The sequence below is a fragment of the Pseudomonas sp. PvP028 genome (genome assembly GCF_017832255.1).
Classification (GTDB): domain Bacteria; phylum Pseudomonadota; class Gammaproteobacteria; order Pseudomonadales; family Pseudomonadaceae; genus Aquipseudomonas; species Aquipseudomonas syringae.
In genome coordinates this window covers 2,558,243-2,572,521 of the sequence record NZ_JAFIBL010000001.1, presented here as the reverse complement: position 1 = coordinate 2,572,521, position 14,279 = coordinate 2,558,243, and the positions used below count along the sequence as shown (strand labels likewise).

Below are 14,279 nucleotides of genomic sequence, written 5' to 3'. Positions count from 1 at the left end.
TTAGTAGTAACGGAAGTCAGCGGGAGCACTCAGCCTTCGACGACAGCAAGAATCTCGTTCTCGCTCATCACCAGCAGGTCTTCGCCGTCTACTTTCACTGTGTTGCTGCCGGAATAAGGGCCGAACACAACCTTGTCACCCACTTTCACAGCCAGCGCACGTACTTCGCCGTTGTCCAGCACGCGGCCGGTACCCACAGCAACGATCTCGCCGCGGTTAGGCTTTTCAGCAGCCGAACCTGGCAGAACGATACCGCCGGCAGTTTTCGTTTCTTCTTCACTGCGACGGATGACGACGCGGTCATGCAGAGGACGAAGCTTCATTGTCGATCTCCTGATTATGTTTGTTTGATCGTCCGGTGAGTGCACCGGCCGGTTTAAATCCGGACTTGCCGGTTACGGTTCGACGCGCGAACCGCAGAATACGGTCTGGCCTTCAGGCCAGAAACCTTGCGGTGACCCATACATAAGGGCGAGCAAAGTGATTACAAGTCTTGGGTTGAATTTTTTTACACCCGAACCGGCTGGTCAAAACGAACGCGGCACCCTGAGGTGCCGCGCTGCCGGGGGGTGTGGAAGATTACTTGTCGCGATGCTCGAACTCGCCTTCGATGACGTCGGGCTCGCGGGTAGGCTGGTGAATCGCCGTCGGGCGATGACTCGACGCGCCCTGATTGGCAGGTGTCTGCAAATCATCGGCGAAGGCTCGCTGACGCATGGCCTGATCCTGGGCGCGCTGGCGGACCTTGTTGATCAGCAGACGACGGGTGATCGGCAGCAGGCAGATCACACCCAGAATGTCGCTGATGAAACCGGGCAACAGCAGCAGACCGCCGCCCACGGCAACCATCAGGCCTTCGAGCATTTCCTGGGCAGGCAACTCGCCACGCGCCAGGCTTTCGCGTGCACGCAGCGCCGTCGCGAAACCGGCTACGCGCATCACGAACAAGCCGAGCATCGACGTCGCGACGACCAGCAGAAAGGTCCAGAGAAAGCCGATGGACATCCCGACACGAACCAGCAGAAACAGCTCAAGTACCGGGAATAATAGAAACAGCAGCAAAAAAACACGCATCAAATGAGTTCCTCAAGGGAAGAATGCCTTCCGAGTAGACCGTATGTGATGTCATAAGGTCGTTAATTCAAGCTCCCTGCATCTGGCTTACCGCTAAATTATGCGCACAAGTGAGCTGAACCAGGCCTTCACAAACGTGTATCGGTGTATTTCAGGGCCAGGCGGCCCGCCCGAGACGAACGCGTAAAAACAGCCTATAACGTGCTCTGGCTATGGCATAAGCACTCGCAACCCGCCAGTGATGCCATGGAAACGATCAACTGTGATTGGGCACGCATATGGAATTGAAAGACAAGCTGATAATCATCACCGGCGGCTGCCAGGGGCTGGGCAGAGCCATGGCCGAATACCTGGCCGGCAAAGGCGCCAACCTGGCGCTGCTGGACCTCAATCAGGAGAAACTCGATCAGGCCGTCGCCGCCTGCGAAGCACTCGGGGTCAAGGCTCGCGCCTATCTGTGCAATGTTGCCAATGAAGAACAGGTCGTCGACACGGTCAGCAAGGTCGCCGAGGATTTCGGCGCCATTCATGGCCTGGTCAACAACGCTGGCATTCTGCGTGACGGCCTGCTGGTCAAGGTCAAGGATGGCGAGATGACCAAACTGAGCCTTGCGCAATGGCAGGCGGTGATCGACGTCAACCTGACCGGCGTATTCCTCTGCACACGTGAAGTGGCGGCGAAAATGATCGAGCAGAAGAGTCAGGGCGCGATCATCAATATCTCGTCGATTTCACGTGCGGGCAATATCGGACAGACCAACTACTCGGCAGCCAAGGCCGGTGTGGCGGCTGCGACGGTTACCTGGGCAAGGGAACTGGCCCGCTACGGCATCCGTGTGGCGGGCGTGGCGCCGGGGTTCATTGAAACCGAAATGACCGGCAGCATGCGCCCCGAAGCACTGGAGAAGATGACCTCGGCGATCCCGCTCAAGCGCATGGGCAGACCGGACGAGATTGCACACTCGGTGGCTTATATTCTGGAAAACGATTATTACAGCGGACGCATCCTTGAGCTGGATGGCGCGATGCGAATCTAGTCAGCCCGTAAAAGCAGCAGGCGACGCACAGGGTGTGCGTCGCCTGCCCTTCGCTTACCAGCTTACGCCGAAGCCAGCGGTGTAGCGTGTCTTGTCGACATCGCCATTGCTCGAACCACTGATGACGTTCTTCTCGGCTTTCAGGTTAAGCGACGCCCAGTCGGTCACCTTGTAACGCAGCCCCGCTTCGACATCCAGCGAGTAGTCGGCGACGGCACTCAGCGGTTTGCCCAGCTCGCCGTTGGTGAAGAACTCGACCTTCTTGCCGATCAGGTAGCGGTTGTAATCCCAGGTGCCGGCAACGGAATAGAAGTTTTCCTTCTCGTCGTTGGAGAACTCGAAATCGGTACGGTTGAGCAGCGCACCGACCTTGAATGCACCCAGTTCGTCATCCCACAGCTGGTAACCTGGACCGGTACCGACTACGCGCTGACGAGACAGATCCTCGACCTTGTCGCGTTTGTAGCTGACGCGACCATCCCAGAAAAATTTCTCGGTCAGGAAGCGGTCCAGCGAGTACTCGGCGCTCCAGTTGTCAGTGCCGACCACGTCGTCGGTGGTCTCGCGGTTGTAATCGCCCTTGGCGTTGTGACGCCAGTCGCCATGGCGAGCCGAGGTCTTGAAGGCGACGTTGTAATCATTGGTATCGTTTTCGGCCTGCTGGAAATCCAGCGCCGCATCGATGTTGCCTTTCCAGACAAGATCCGTGATAACCGGCTTGGGCTTGATGATCTGATGGATACTTGCCAGCTCGACGGTTTTGGGTGCATCGCCATTGGCCAGCACGACCTTGCCATCATCCGCTGCCTGCAGCGAATTGGAGACTTCGCCGCCATGCTCATCCTGCTTGACCAACAACGGCTGATCGCTTTTCAGGGTCTTGACCTGCTTCCAGTCCAGCGCGATAGCGCCACCGTATTCGGTTTGCAGCAATAATTTGCCGCCGTCGAACACCTTGATTGTGCCGGTCAGGCGGTCGCCATTCTTCAACCAGACGGTATCGGCAAGCAATGGAGTGGAAACAGCGGTGATTGCAAGGCACAACAGGGTTCTGGACAACATAAGCGATAACTAGGCTCTGTAAGGCGGGAATCAGGCATTTTCCTGCGGGGAGGTGTCGGTGCGATCCATGTACCATCAAGCACGGTGGTAACTGACAGCCCGGAGAAGCAAAAGTTCAGCGAACAGCAATCAATAGCGTTTTATACAGGATTATCGCGTGGCAGACTCGGACTTGACATTACTTTACCCGGCAGGACAGTCGCCGAACGAGGCGCGACGCACCGCCCTCTACCTGACGATGGCGCAGATACCGGAAGGCAAAGTGGTCGCCTACGGGCAACTCGCCGAACTGGCAGGCCTCGGTCGCGCAGCACGCTGGGTGGGTCGTACGTTGAGCCAGTTGCCGGACGGTTCTTCGCTGCCCTGGCACCGGGTTTTGGGCGCCGGTGGGCGGCTCAGTCTGCCGCCTGGCAGCGTTTCGGGTGACGAACAACGGGCACGTTTGCGCGCCGAGGGCGTGACCATTGTGAATAATCGGGTTGATATGCAGCGCCATGGCTGGCGTCCCCTATAGCACAGCGGTTAGAGTGCGCCCTTTGTTTTCGTAACCTGAGGCAGATTCCAGCCCATGCCCCGTAAAACCTGGCGCGCCGCGCTCGCCGCATATGCCAGCCCGTCGACATTAGTGTTACTGCTGCTCGGATTCGCTGCGGGCATGCCTTATATGCTGGTCTTTTCGACATTGTCCGTGTGGTTGCGCGAAGCCGGTGTCGCGCGCGAGACCATCGGCTATGCGAGCCTGATCGGCCTTGCCTACGCCTTTAAATGGGTCTGGTCGCCATTGCTCGACCAATGGCGTCTGCCCCTGCTTGGCAAACTCGGGCGGCGTCGCTCCTGGCTGGTGCTGTCCCAGAGCCTGGTGATTCTGGGCCTGATCGGCATGGGCTTCTGCGACCCGCAAAAGCATCTCTCGTGGCTGATCGCGATTGCCGTGGTGGTCGCCTTCTCGTCCGCCACGCAAGACATCGCCATTGATGCCTATCGCCTGGAAATTGCCCAGGACACCCAACAGGCTGCCCTGGCCGCCAGCTATATGTCCGGCTACCGGGTCGCTGCACTGCTGGCGACTGCGGGTGCGCTGTATTTCGCCGAGGGCTTCGGCTCGACGGGCTTTGCCTACAAGCATTCAGCGTGGACCGGCACTTATGTGCTGTTCGGACTGCTGATGCTGCCCGCTCTGGTCACCACGCTGATCATGCGCGAGCCGCCGGTGCCGCTGCGCACCCAGCTGTCGGCAGCGCGCTATGGCTTTACGCACCAGTTGGCCTCGGTGTTCGTGCTGATTGTGCTGCTGGTCTCCGTACCGGCGATGTTTACCCAGCTTTACAATACCGACTTCGCCAGCGTGCTGTTCAACGGCACCAGCTGGATGGACCTGTTGCTGGAAGACCGGGCGTTTTTACGCGCGATTCTCTACACGCTCCTGACCATCGCCTGCCTGTCCTCGATGGGTCGCCGCGGACTGGCGCCGGTTCTCACCCCGATCAACGACTTCATCATGCGCTACCGCTGGCAGGCGCTGCTGTTGCTGGGCCTGATCGCGACCTACCGGATGTCGGACACGGTGATGGGCGTCATGGCCAACGTGTTCTACATCGACCAGGGCTTTACCAAGGACCAGATCGCCAGCGTCAGCAAAATCTTCGGCCTGATCATGACCCTGCTGGGGGCCGGTATCGGCGGGCTGCTGATTGTGCGCTTCGGCATCATGCCGATCCTGTTCATCGGTGGACTGGCCTCGGCTTCGACCAATATCCTGTTCCTGTTGCTGGCGGACATGGGCCCGAACGTGAAGATGCTGATCGTCACCATCTCGCTGGACAACCTCAGCTCGGGGCTCGCGACATCGGCGTTCGTCGCCTACCTGTCGAGCCTCACCAACCTGAAATTCTCTGCCACGCAATATGCCTTGCTCAGCTCCATCATGCTGCTGCTACCGCGCCTGCTGGGCGGCTATTCCGGTGTGGTGGTGGAAAAGTACGGCTACCACAACTTCTTCCTGATCACCGCGCTGTTGGGCATTCCGACGCTGGTGATGATCATCCTGCAATGGAACCGAGAGATACGCACGGCGAAGACCGAGCCGCCTCAAGAGGCTTCCGTTATCGACAAGCCCTGATCTCTGGCTACCTCATCAAGGAACAACATTGGACACCGAAAACAAAGCACGCGCTTTCAACCCCGTTCCCCTGATCCTTATCAGCCTGGGGATCTGGCTGCCGATCATCGGCACCCTGCTGAGCTCCTACCTGTCACAGGATCCCGCGCCCCCTTCCGGGCCAATGGCCTTCGGCGGCGCGGTGGTTCTGCTCGCACAGGTGGAGATCTTCGCCATCATCTTTCTGCTGGTTTATGCGTTCGCCGTAAAACCGTGGAGACTTTCCACAACCGTACGCACCGTGTTCTTGATCAACGCAGTCGCCGCCTTCGTCGCGGCAATCGGCATTATCGTTACGCTGGCCAATATAAGCCTGCAGTAATCGCCGACTAAAAAAGCCCTGACGCTCACGCGCCAGGGCTTTTTTCATATAGCGCGCGCCCTCCCCTTAAAGTCTTTCCTCCTGGCGTCTCTCATCACGCCGTAAGAAACGCACTACAGCTTCTTATGAATTGGCCGACGACATTGCTAGCCATTCTTCACTACCTCACTGCGGCATCAAGAGTAATGTCGCTCAGTAATGGCCCTTTGCAATTTAACTGTGTGCCCCCGGAAAGAACTCTATAGACTCACCCACCTCTCTATATCAGCACTATCGCCCGGAACGAGCGGCTGGTGTTATATAACGGAGCAACAATGTTAAAGGATCTAACGGCGCTATTTGCGCCACAAAACCGTCGCCTGATCAAGCTGACGACCGTTGCCCGTGACGAACAGGAACTCCTGCTGGAACGTTTTTCCGGTACTGAAAGCCTGTCCGAGCTGTTCAGCTTCGAGTTGTCGATGATCAGCCGCGATGCCGGCCTGGAGCTCAAATCGCAGATCGGCCAGCCTGCACAGCTGGCAATAGAGCTGGCCACCGGCGAGTCGCGCTTCATCAATGGCTATATCAGCACCTTCAGCCTGGAAGGCAGCGACGGCGGTCTGGCACGTTACAGCGCCACACTGAGCCCCTGGCTGTGGATGCTCTCGCGGCGCGTCGACTCGCGGATATTCCAGGAACAGACCATCGAAGCCGTTATCCGAACGGTATTTGCGGCCTATGGTGCGCTGCCCGATTTCGAGTTTCAACTCAGCCAGCCACTCAAGACGCACAGTTACATCACCCAGTACCGTGAAAGCGATCTGACCTTTGTATTGCGCTTGCTGGAACACGAAGGGCTATTCTTCTATTTCGATCACAATCAGGAAAAGCACACGCTGATCATTCTTGATCACTCGCGTGACCTGTCACCCCTGCCGCAACAGCCCACCATTCGTTATCACAGCGCATCCGTTACCGAGACAGCGGATTCGATTACCGAATGGCGCAGCCATCGACGTCTGCAATCGGGGCGCATGTCCATTCAGACTTTCGATTACAAGCAGCCGCGCAATTCGCTGCCGGTTGGCATGCCGAGCCTCAATGAGCAGGGCAACGTCGATTCGTATGAAGTGTATGACGTGCTCGATCACTACAGCCATGGCACCTTCAATGACGGTGAACGCCTGGTACGTCAGCGTCTGGAGGCCATTGAAGTTCAGGGCAAGACATTCACCGGCAACAGTAACTGCCGCGCAATGTACCCTGGCCACACCTTTGAGCTGACCCAGCATTTTGATCATGACCGCGGCTCCGCTGAAGATCGCAGTTTTCTGCTGATAACGGTCAAGCATGAGGGCAGCAACAATTACCTGTCGGACGAAAGCGCAGGCTACACGAACGAGTTCGTGTGCATTCGCCACAAGATTCCCTACCGTCATCCGATTACCGTCCCGCGCCCGAGCATTGCTGGCCCGCTGAGCGCCATCGTGGTCGGGCCGGAAGGTGAGGAAGTATTCACTGATGAACTGGCGCGGATACAGGTCAGGTTCCATTGGCAGCGCGGCGACAGCCTGCCACAAGGCACCACCTGGCTGAGGGTGGCGATGCCCAGTGCCGGTAGCGGCTTCGGGCATCAGTTCATGCCACGCATCGGCCAGGAAGTGCTGGTGACGTTTCTGGCAGGCGATATCGACCGGCCTCTGGTGACGTCGGTGCTCTACAACAACATTAATCTGCCGCCACGCTTCAGCAAGGCCTCGGGGCTGCCCGGCAACCGCACGCTGTCGGGGATCCGCACCCAGGAACACAAAGGCAGCGGTTTCAACGAACTGCTGTTCGATGACACGCCAGGCTCGCTGCGCGCACGCATGGGCACGACCCATCAGGCCACCGCCCTCAACCTGGGCAAACTGACCGACCCTCGCACTGACGGCACCGCCCAGCCACGCGGCAACGGCGCAGAACTGCGCACCGATGCCGCCATCGCCCTGCGTGCCGCGCAAGGCATGTTGCTGACCACCTACGCGCGTACCGACGCAAAAGGCTCACAACTGGACCGCGAAGAGCTGCTCAAACTGCTGGCCGAGTGCGGCGAGCTGTTCAAATCCCTCGGCGAAACCGCAGCCGCACGTGGCGGACAGGCGGTGGATGTCAAAGGTATAGAAGCCTTGCGCCAGTCGCTCGATCAATGGCCCGCGCCGGATAATAACGGCCTGGGCGACCCGGTACTGGCCATGACCGCAGCAGCAGGCATCGCCAGCGCCACACCACGCTCGCAGGCTCACTATGCCGGTGAAAATCACGACACCACCGCGCAGGACAACCTGCAATTGACCAGCGGCGCGGCCATGCACCTGCAAGCGGGCAAAGGGCTGTCAGCTTTCGCCCAGGACGCAGGCATCAGCGCCATTGCCAACCGCGGCAAAGTACTGGTTCAAGCGCAGGAAGACGACATCGCCCTCAATGCCCAGAAAAACCTGCACGTCTCGGCCGTCGAAGGCGAAGTGGTCATCACCGCGCCGACCATCCGCCTGGTCGCCGATGACGGCAGTTACATCAAGATTGGCGGCGGCGTCGAGATTGGCTCGCAAGGCAAAGTCACTGTGCACGCCAGCGAACACGACTGGATCGGCCCCAAGACCGACAGCGCTGCGATCCCCTCATTCGGCCGCGACCCCGCCGCCCAGCAGGTCACCTTCCACTACCCCGGCCACAGCGAACAAAGCCCGCGGGCAGCAGCGGATCACTCGTATGAAATCAAACTGGAAGATGGCAGCCTGGTGAAAGGAATGACGAACGCAGACGGACTGACCGAGCGCGTGGAACGCGAAATGATGCATCAGGCGCAAGTATCGGCACTGCGCAGCGGCACACCGAAAGGAGGTGCGCAATGAACGGCGCCGATGAATACGCCGTTGCCCAAAGCAACACACGCCTGATCCCCAACCTCAACACCACCTGCAAAATGGAAGTGCCCGGCGATTTGCCAGGCGTAGTGATCTTTCTGCACGGTGTGAATGACCCGGGGGCTTCTTATGAGTCGGTGGAGACCGGTTTGTGTCAGGGGGTGAATGAGCGGCTGGATCGGCCGGATCTGGTGGCTGGAAGGTATGGGGTAAGGTACAACGAGGCAAAAAAAGTGCCCTACGAGGAAAGGGACAGTGATCAGAAAGCCATGCTCGATGATCCTGACACCTATCTTTATCGGCGCGACGCATCTGACCCGAAAACCCATAGCCTGTTGATTCCCTTTTATTGGGGACATCGGGCAGCACCCGATCAAATCAAGCGTGATAACGCGGGCGATCCGTTCAGAATGCGTAATCAGTTTCAGGACATCAACGGCAACCGTCTGGACCGCCACTTTGCCAAGGCGGGAGGTTTTATTGCCAACGCGACCAATAACATACCGGATGTCTATGGTGAAGGTTTTAGGCCCAATCTGAAAAGCATCGCTCTGGAAACGTTTAAGCCAGACAACGCTTTATATTTTGGTCACTCGCCAGCGCGGCACTATTGCGTATTGGCGGCTCACCGTTTGGCTATGCTGATACGCGAGATCCGTCGCGTGTCGCCTGACGAGACAATAACAATCATGGGCCACAGCCAAGGCACGATAGTCACCTTGCTGGCGCAAGCGTTGCTGGTAGATGGAGGAGACCGTTGCGCAGATACTTTTATCATGGTTGATACGCCTTATTGTGTGTTGCCTGGTAACACTCCCAAAGACCAAGACACATTTTCAACGCTAGTTGGGATCGTAACTGCGATAACAAATAAGCCACACACACAACCAGCCATGTCAGAACTCAGGGACGCTAAAACCTACTGCGGCAGAAGCGGTTCGCGATGGTCACCCACTCAAGGTATCCGCAAAAATAAAGTGGGCAGCATGACAGTCTTTCCCGAGCGAGATAACCGAGGAAAGGTGTATCTGTATTTCTGCCCGGATGACACCACTGTCTCACTGGATGACGTCCAAGGCATCGGGACCTATGGAATGCCTGATGCTCTACCTGATGGACGAATGGCAATGATGGTGCTCCAGCAACTACGCTTCTATCAACGCATGTGGACTAAGCGCCATCGCTATGGTGAGCCGATCCTGATCGGCAACACGCCACAACCCGAACTCATGCGTGCCTCAGGCGAAGCTCGATACCCAGGTAGCTCATTTGGAGCCGGTATGATTGCCCGCGCGCCCATCCCAGAAAGGCAAGAACGCCTTATTAATGCCGAAGCGCTGACTCCGCCTCATGAACCAGAAATGTTCGGCGGCGAAGCGGAAACTGGCACACCAACAACTTCAGGCTTGGATAGACCAGACGACGTTGGCAAAAGCGTTGCGTTAGGGAAGGACGCCGCTACGTTCTTATGGATAGAAATGCCCACTGAATATGACGGTCCAAAAGTGACGAAGCGCCAAGCATTAGAACGCTTCAACGCGCTTTCTGATGATCCAGAAAAAAAAACCCGCCAAGTACGGGTAGGAAGACCCAGAAACTATGCCAACGTTTTGACAGGGTATATTTACCAAAGGGAAGAAACGCCAAAAGAAGCTCGAGATCGTATGGAGAAAAACCGTGATGCATGGAGCGAAAACTCCTATCACTCAGGCATACTACGTAGCCCGGAAAATCATCGCTGGGTGACTGCAATGGACATCGCTATTGGCCAAGCTAAATGCTTGGATGATCCGGCAATGCGTGATGTGCTGGTGGCGATTGCGGATTGGAAGATCGACGAGGCGCAATTTTCCACAATTAGTGAGTCACCAGGCTGGGAAAGGCTCAGTGAGGAAGCTCAGGATTTAGTCAGGGCTAGCTACCTGTACTATGAAGAAGGGGAGTTCCCTTCAACGGATCTAGTTTCACTAACTCCGCCGCAACTTACCCAGAGCGCTCCTAAATCTCGGGGTGCCCAATGATCGATCGTCCACAAAGCATGCTACTTCGCCCGAAATTGAAAAGATATTTCTGGGCAACCGTAGTTTTGCAGGTACTTTGGCTTGGATTTGTCCTGCTTGTCTACCTAAAAGCACAGGAAAACGATATGCAACTTCGTGACATAAACCCAGTAATGCGGTGGGGCATCGCAGGCATTTTAGGCTTGGTTTTGCTGGTCTATAGCGGACACTGGTGGGGGAAAGCCATCGCCCATGAGAAAGCTGAGCTGGCAGCTTATAGAACAGAGGTTACAGCTCAAAAGAACGAGCAAACGGCGACTCAGCAACGGACATATTCGCTGGAAATAAGAGGAGCGGGAATTGCCATTTTTCACGATAACCAATCAGAAATTTGGAGTTTTATAAAGAAGAAAAACAACAATTCCACCTCCATCTACTCCAATGACGCCAAGGACTATGATGCCTCGCTTGACTCACGCAAAATTAGCAGAGATATAAAAATTCGTGCAGCTTTCCAGCATTCGGCTGGCGACGCGATCGCCTATTGGCCAATACCCGTGTTCGCACTGGGGCCTCCGAATCTATTCGATAAAGCCTATAGAGCTGCAGGCTTGATCAACTCTGGCCGAAATGCAGCAACACTGGGAGTTGCGCTGTTTCTCTGGCAGGACGATGAAAGCACTACCCATGCACAGGCCATGATCGAACGACTATTTAATTTTTTCGACGACAATTCACAGGTGCCACAGGCACTCATCGCAAGCAGAGATGGGGATATTACTCGTGACGTTTATCGAAAGCCTGGGACACCGGCACTGCAAAACGCCCAAGTAGTACCGACAATATTCGAAAGTATGACCGGACTGCTGGTCGCTCGTTCGGACCGGGTGGACAGGTATATTCGCCCTTACGCGACTCAAGAACCCGAAGACAATCAAAACAAAAATACTGACCTGGGCAAACTGTGGGCTTTCTACTGGGAACAGCCGCGAAAATTTAGAAAAATATATGAGGATGCAGAAAAGGCCAAAGGGGTTAAGGCTCCACTCGCCCCTGGTACGATATCGACCGCCTACTGGCAATCCCAACTCCCCACCCTCTGGAAAACCATCAGCAACCGTGGCCCCGGCAACTTCGAGCCCTCCCCCTGGCTGCCAATCCGTTGGGGTCAGCATCAGGTCAAGGAGTTCGACGCTGCGCCGGTACTCGGCTATCTGCACCGCCCGATCAAGGCGCCTATGCAGGATGAAAACGGCAAGCGCCTGAAACCTGCATTGCAAGCCAAAGCCCTACAAGCAGGGTGGGTACAGGCGCTGGACACTCTGCCCGACGGTCAGAAACCTGTGCGGGTGTTCTACGACAGCACCAATAACCCGGAAGCGGAAATCGCCCTGAACAACGCCCTGCACGACCTGAACAAGGACGGCCATGGTCTTGAGTTGGGCAATGTTGAAGAGGGCTACGACATCGGTCGTCGTCTGGGTAATACCGGGGTCAGTGGTGCGCTGGTCGAGATCAATCTGGCGACCATCGCCAGTTACAAGGATGGCGGCGTCAGCGCCGTGGTCTACGCCGGCACCGATGGCAGCCTGACCGTACAAATGGTCCGCCCGCCCGATGAAGCCCGCAAAGCGAAGAACAGCCAGAACCGTGGCGCAGATCCGTTTACCTATGGTTCACCGTAAGTACGAGCCGTGCGAGAGGTGTGACATTTCACTATCGAAGAAAAAACCTGCACGCCAACTGGATTGAAAAACAAGGATCGAACAATGACAACAGAAGCTGAAAATCATATCGGCCACTATTTTCTTCTCACGCTCATTGGCTTGGGAATCTGGCTGCCCATTAGCGGTATAGCCCTTTGTATATACGTGCTTCAAACGGCCAGCAATTTAGGCATGGGCGCGCTGACTGTCGTCGGAACGATATTCTCACTCCTGGGCATAGAGTTTGTCGCAACTGGAATGTTGCTTATATACGCCTATTTGAAGAAACCGTGGAGACGCTCCAGAAAAATCCGAACAGTTTTTTTCTTACATGCCTTGGCGGGAGGCCTGACGGCAACGTCAGCCTTTGTGTGCTTTTTAATCATCAAGCTGCAATGAGTCCCAAAAGTCACACCCAAAAATGTCTGATCTATGTAGACGCAATATTCAAGCAGACGATGATGAGTCGGCCATAAAGGCGGTAACCGCCACAAAAGACCAGCCTTTAACGAACGCATACAAAAAAGCCCCGACTCTCACGAGCCAGGGCTTTGTCATACCGCACAAACCACTATTCCTGAACCACCCGCACAATCCGTTGCGGCAGTGGGATCTCGATGCCTGCGTCCTTCAGGCGGTCGCGCGCTTCGATGTTGAACATCGACGTCACGTCGCCCATGTCGCCACTGCTGGTCCAGACGCGCAGGGACAAGGTAATTGCGTTCTCCCCCAGCGCAGCCACCACAGCCTGGGGGGCCGGGTCCTTGAGTACGCGCGGGTCATCGGCCATGTCCAGCAGGACCTGCAAGGCCTTCTTGAGATCGGCATCGTGGCTGACGCCGATGTCGAAGGTGATCTTGCGGGTTGGTTGACGGTTGGTGTTGGTGATGATGCCGTTGGACAGGTTGCCGTTGGGAATGATCACGGTGCGGTTGTCGCCGGTGCGCAGCACGGTGTGGAAGATCTGGATGTTGTCGACGGTTCCCGACACACCCTGGGCTTCGATCCAGTCACCGATACGGAACGGGCGGAACAACAGAATCAGCACGCCACCGGCGAAGTTCGCCAGGCTGCCTTGCAGGGCCAGACCGATCGCCAGACCGGCAGCACCGATTGCCGCCACGAACGAGGTGGTTTCCACGCCGATCATCGACGCGACGCTGACCACCAGCAGGATTTTCAGAATGACGTTGGCCAGGTTGCTGACGAAGCCCTGCAAGGCCAGATCGGCGTGTCGCAAGGCCAGCAAGGCGCCCAGTTTGCCGGTCAGCCGGTTGATCAGCCACCAGCCTACGCACAGTGTGACGACTGCCAGTAGCAAGCGGCTGCCGTACTCCATGATCATCGGAATCCAGGCCTGCGACGCTTGCCACAGATGACCGACTTCTGCGTTTAAATCCATCGTTATCTCCTTACTCGTCACGAACTGCGATCAAAACCACGGCGGTCTGCCGTCATTTCAATGCTCAGGGCGATTCGGACTGGCGGGGGAACGCAGGGTTCCCCGGCTTTCAATGCAACGATCAGTCGCGGAAGTTGTTGAATTGCAACGGCATGCCCGAATCGTAGGCACGCAGCGCTGCGATGGCTTCTTGCAGGTCGTCGCGCTTCTTGCCGGTCACCCGCACCTGCTCGCCCTGAATGGCGGCCTGGACCTTGAGTTTGGCTTCCTTGATGTGGGCGACGATTTTCTTCGCCAGCTCCTTGTCGATGCCTTCACGCAGGATGACTTCCTGCTTCATCAATTTGCCGGAAGCATAAGCGTCCTTGATCTCGAGGCACTTCGCGTCGATCTTGCGTTTGACCAGCGCCAGCTTGAGGATTTCGATCATGGCCTCCAGCTGGAAGTCTGCTTCTGCAGTCAGCGTGACAGTCAGTTCCTTGAACTCGAACGTGCCTTTGCCTTTGAGGTCGTAGCGACGGTCCAGCTCTTTGATAGCGTTGTCGACGGCATTCGTGACTTCGTGTTTATCCAATTCGGACACTACGTCGAACGAGGGCATGTATGTTCTCCAGATAAACGGCGTGCGCA

The 14,279-nt window shown here is 56.7% G+C and carries 13 protein-coding genes; 8 read left to right on the top strand and 5 right to left on the bottom strand.

Going from position 1 to position 14,279, the window contains the following annotated elements:
- Positions 1 to 29 precede the first annotated feature (29 nt).
- Positions 30 to 323, bottom strand: coding sequence for a co-chaperone GroES (locus tag JOE34_RS11485; RefSeq protein WP_003304675.1), 294 nt, complete (start codon positions 321 to 323; stop codon positions 30 to 32).
- 256 nt (positions 324 to 579) lie between these two features.
- The gene (locus tag JOE34_RS11480) at positions 580 to 1,074 is read right to left on the bottom strand and encodes an FxsA family protein (protein ID WP_003363969.1); all 495 of its coding nucleotides are present in this window, start codon (positions 1,072 to 1,074) and stop codon (positions 580 to 582) included.
- Positions 1,075 to 1,352: 278 nt separating this feature from the next.
- Here JOE34_RS11480 and JOE34_RS11475 point away from each other — a divergent pair, with 278 nt between their 5' ends.
- Positions 1,353 to 2,111: an SDR family oxidoreductase gene (locus JOE34_RS11475; protein WP_003313516.1), complete on the top strand. Its 759-nt coding sequence runs from the start codon at positions 1,353 to 1,355 to the stop codon at positions 2,109 to 2,111.
- 54 nt (positions 2,112 to 2,165) lie between these two features.
- Here JOE34_RS11475 and JOE34_RS11470 read toward each other — a convergent pair whose 3' ends face one another.
- Entirely contained in the window at positions 2,166 to 3,173 is a 1,008-nt protein-coding gene (locus tag JOE34_RS11470; protein ID WP_003395309.1) for a DUF481 domain-containing protein, read from the bottom strand.
- Between the two features lie 157 nt (positions 3,174 to 3,330).
- On the opposite strand from JOE34_RS11470, the gene JOE34_RS11465 reads away from it, so the two are divergent.
- The 7 genes from JOE34_RS11465 (at position 3,331) to JOE34_RS11435 (ending at position 12,646) form a co-directional block, all read left to right on the top strand.
- On the top strand, positions 3,331 to 3,687 hold the full coding sequence (locus JOE34_RS11465) for an MGMT family protein (protein ID WP_003313518.1): 357 nt from the start codon (positions 3,331 to 3,333) through the stop codon (positions 3,685 to 3,687).
- Between the two features lie 54 nt (positions 3,688 to 3,741).
- Positions 3,742 to 5,292 carry an AmpG family muropeptide MFS transporter gene (locus tag JOE34_RS11460; RefSeq protein ID WP_004416219.1) on the top strand — a complete coding sequence of 517 codons (1,551 nt, stop codon included), beginning with the start codon at positions 3,742 to 3,744 and terminating at the stop codon, positions 5,290 to 5,292.
- A 28-nt stretch (positions 5,293 to 5,320) separates the two neighbouring features.
- A complete protein-coding gene (locus JOE34_RS11455; protein WP_010423822.1) occupies positions 5,321 to 5,653 on the top strand; it encodes a hypothetical protein in 333 nt (110 codons plus the stop codon).
- Between the two features lie 314 nt (positions 5,654 to 5,967).
- Entirely contained in the window at positions 5,968 to 8,529 is a 2,562-nt protein-coding gene (tssI, locus tag JOE34_RS11450; RefSeq protein WP_010423820.1) for a type VI secretion system Vgr family protein, read from the top strand.
- On the top strand, positions 8,526 to 10,562 hold the full coding sequence (locus JOE34_RS11445; protein ID WP_209995763.1) for a DUF3274 domain-containing protein: 2,037 nt from the start codon (positions 8,526 to 8,528) through the stop codon (positions 10,560 to 10,562). Before tssI ends, JOE34_RS11445 begins: the two co-directional genes overlap by 4 nt.
- Positions 10,559 to 12,226, top strand: coding sequence for a DUF2875 family protein (locus tag JOE34_RS11440; protein ID WP_209995762.1), 1,668 nt, complete (start codon positions 10,559 to 10,561; stop codon positions 12,224 to 12,226). The genes JOE34_RS11445 and JOE34_RS11440 overlap by 4 nt, the downstream gene beginning before the upstream one ends.
- 84 nt (positions 12,227 to 12,310) lie before the next feature.
- Positions 12,311 to 12,646 (top strand): hypothetical protein, encoded by a 336-nt coding sequence (locus JOE34_RS11435; protein WP_010423807.1) that lies wholly within the window; start codon positions 12,311 to 12,313, stop codon positions 12,644 to 12,646.
- 172 nt (positions 12,647 to 12,818) lie between these two features.
- Here JOE34_RS11435 and JOE34_RS11430 read toward each other — a convergent pair whose 3' ends face one another.
- Positions 12,819 to 13,649: a mechanosensitive ion channel family protein gene (locus JOE34_RS11430; protein WP_003395337.1), complete on the bottom strand. Its 831-nt coding sequence runs from the start codon at positions 13,647 to 13,649 to the stop codon at positions 12,819 to 12,821.
- A gap of 121 nt (positions 13,650 to 13,770) precedes the next feature.
- On the bottom strand, positions 13,771 to 14,250 hold the full coding sequence (locus tag JOE34_RS11425) for a YajQ family cyclic di-GMP-binding protein (RefSeq protein ID WP_003304827.1): 480 nt from the start codon (positions 14,248 to 14,250) through the stop codon (positions 13,771 to 13,773).
- Between the last annotated feature and the right edge of the window lie 29 nt (positions 14,251 to 14,279).

Bases quoted from the DNA above. Each gene is read 5' to 3' on its own strand.
- JOE34_RS11485 (WP_003304675.1), bottom strand. From the start codon at position 323: ATGAAGCTTCGTCCTCTGCATGACCGCGTCGTCATCCGTCGCAGTGAA.
- JOE34_RS11480 (WP_003363969.1), bottom strand. From the start codon at position 1,074: ATGCGTGTTTTTTTGCTGCTGTTTCTATTATTCCCGGTACTTGAGCTG.
- JOE34_RS11475 (WP_003313516.1), top strand. From the start codon at position 1,353: ATGGAATTGAAAGACAAGCTGATAATCATCACCGGCGGCTGCCAGGGG.
- JOE34_RS11470 (WP_003395309.1), bottom strand. From the start codon at position 3,173: ATGTTGTCCAGAACCCTGTTGTGCCTTGCAATCACCGCTGTTTCCACT.
- JOE34_RS11460 (WP_004416219.1), top strand. From the start codon at position 3,742: ATGCCCCGTAAAACCTGGCGCGCCGCGCTCGCCGCATATGCCAGCCCG.
- tssI (WP_010423820.1), top strand. From the start codon at position 5,968: ATGTTAAAGGATCTAACGGCGCTATTTGCGCCACAAAACCGTCGCCTG.
- JOE34_RS11445 (WP_209995763.1), top strand. From the start codon at position 8,526: ATGAACGGCGCCGATGAATACGCCGTTGCCCAAAGCAACACACGCCTG.
- JOE34_RS11440 (WP_209995762.1), top strand. From the start codon at position 10,559: ATGATCGATCGTCCACAAAGCATGCTACTTCGCCCGAAATTGAAAAGA.
- JOE34_RS11435 (WP_010423807.1), top strand. From the start codon at position 12,311: ATGACAACAGAAGCTGAAAATCATATCGGCCACTATTTTCTTCTCACG.
- JOE34_RS11430 (WP_003395337.1), bottom strand. From the start codon at position 13,649: ATGGATTTAAACGCAGAAGTCGGTCATCTGTGGCAAGCGTCGCAGGCC.
- JOE34_RS11425 (WP_003304827.1), bottom strand. From the start codon at position 14,250: ATGCCCTCGTTCGACGTAGTGTCCGAATTGGATAAACACGAAGTCACG.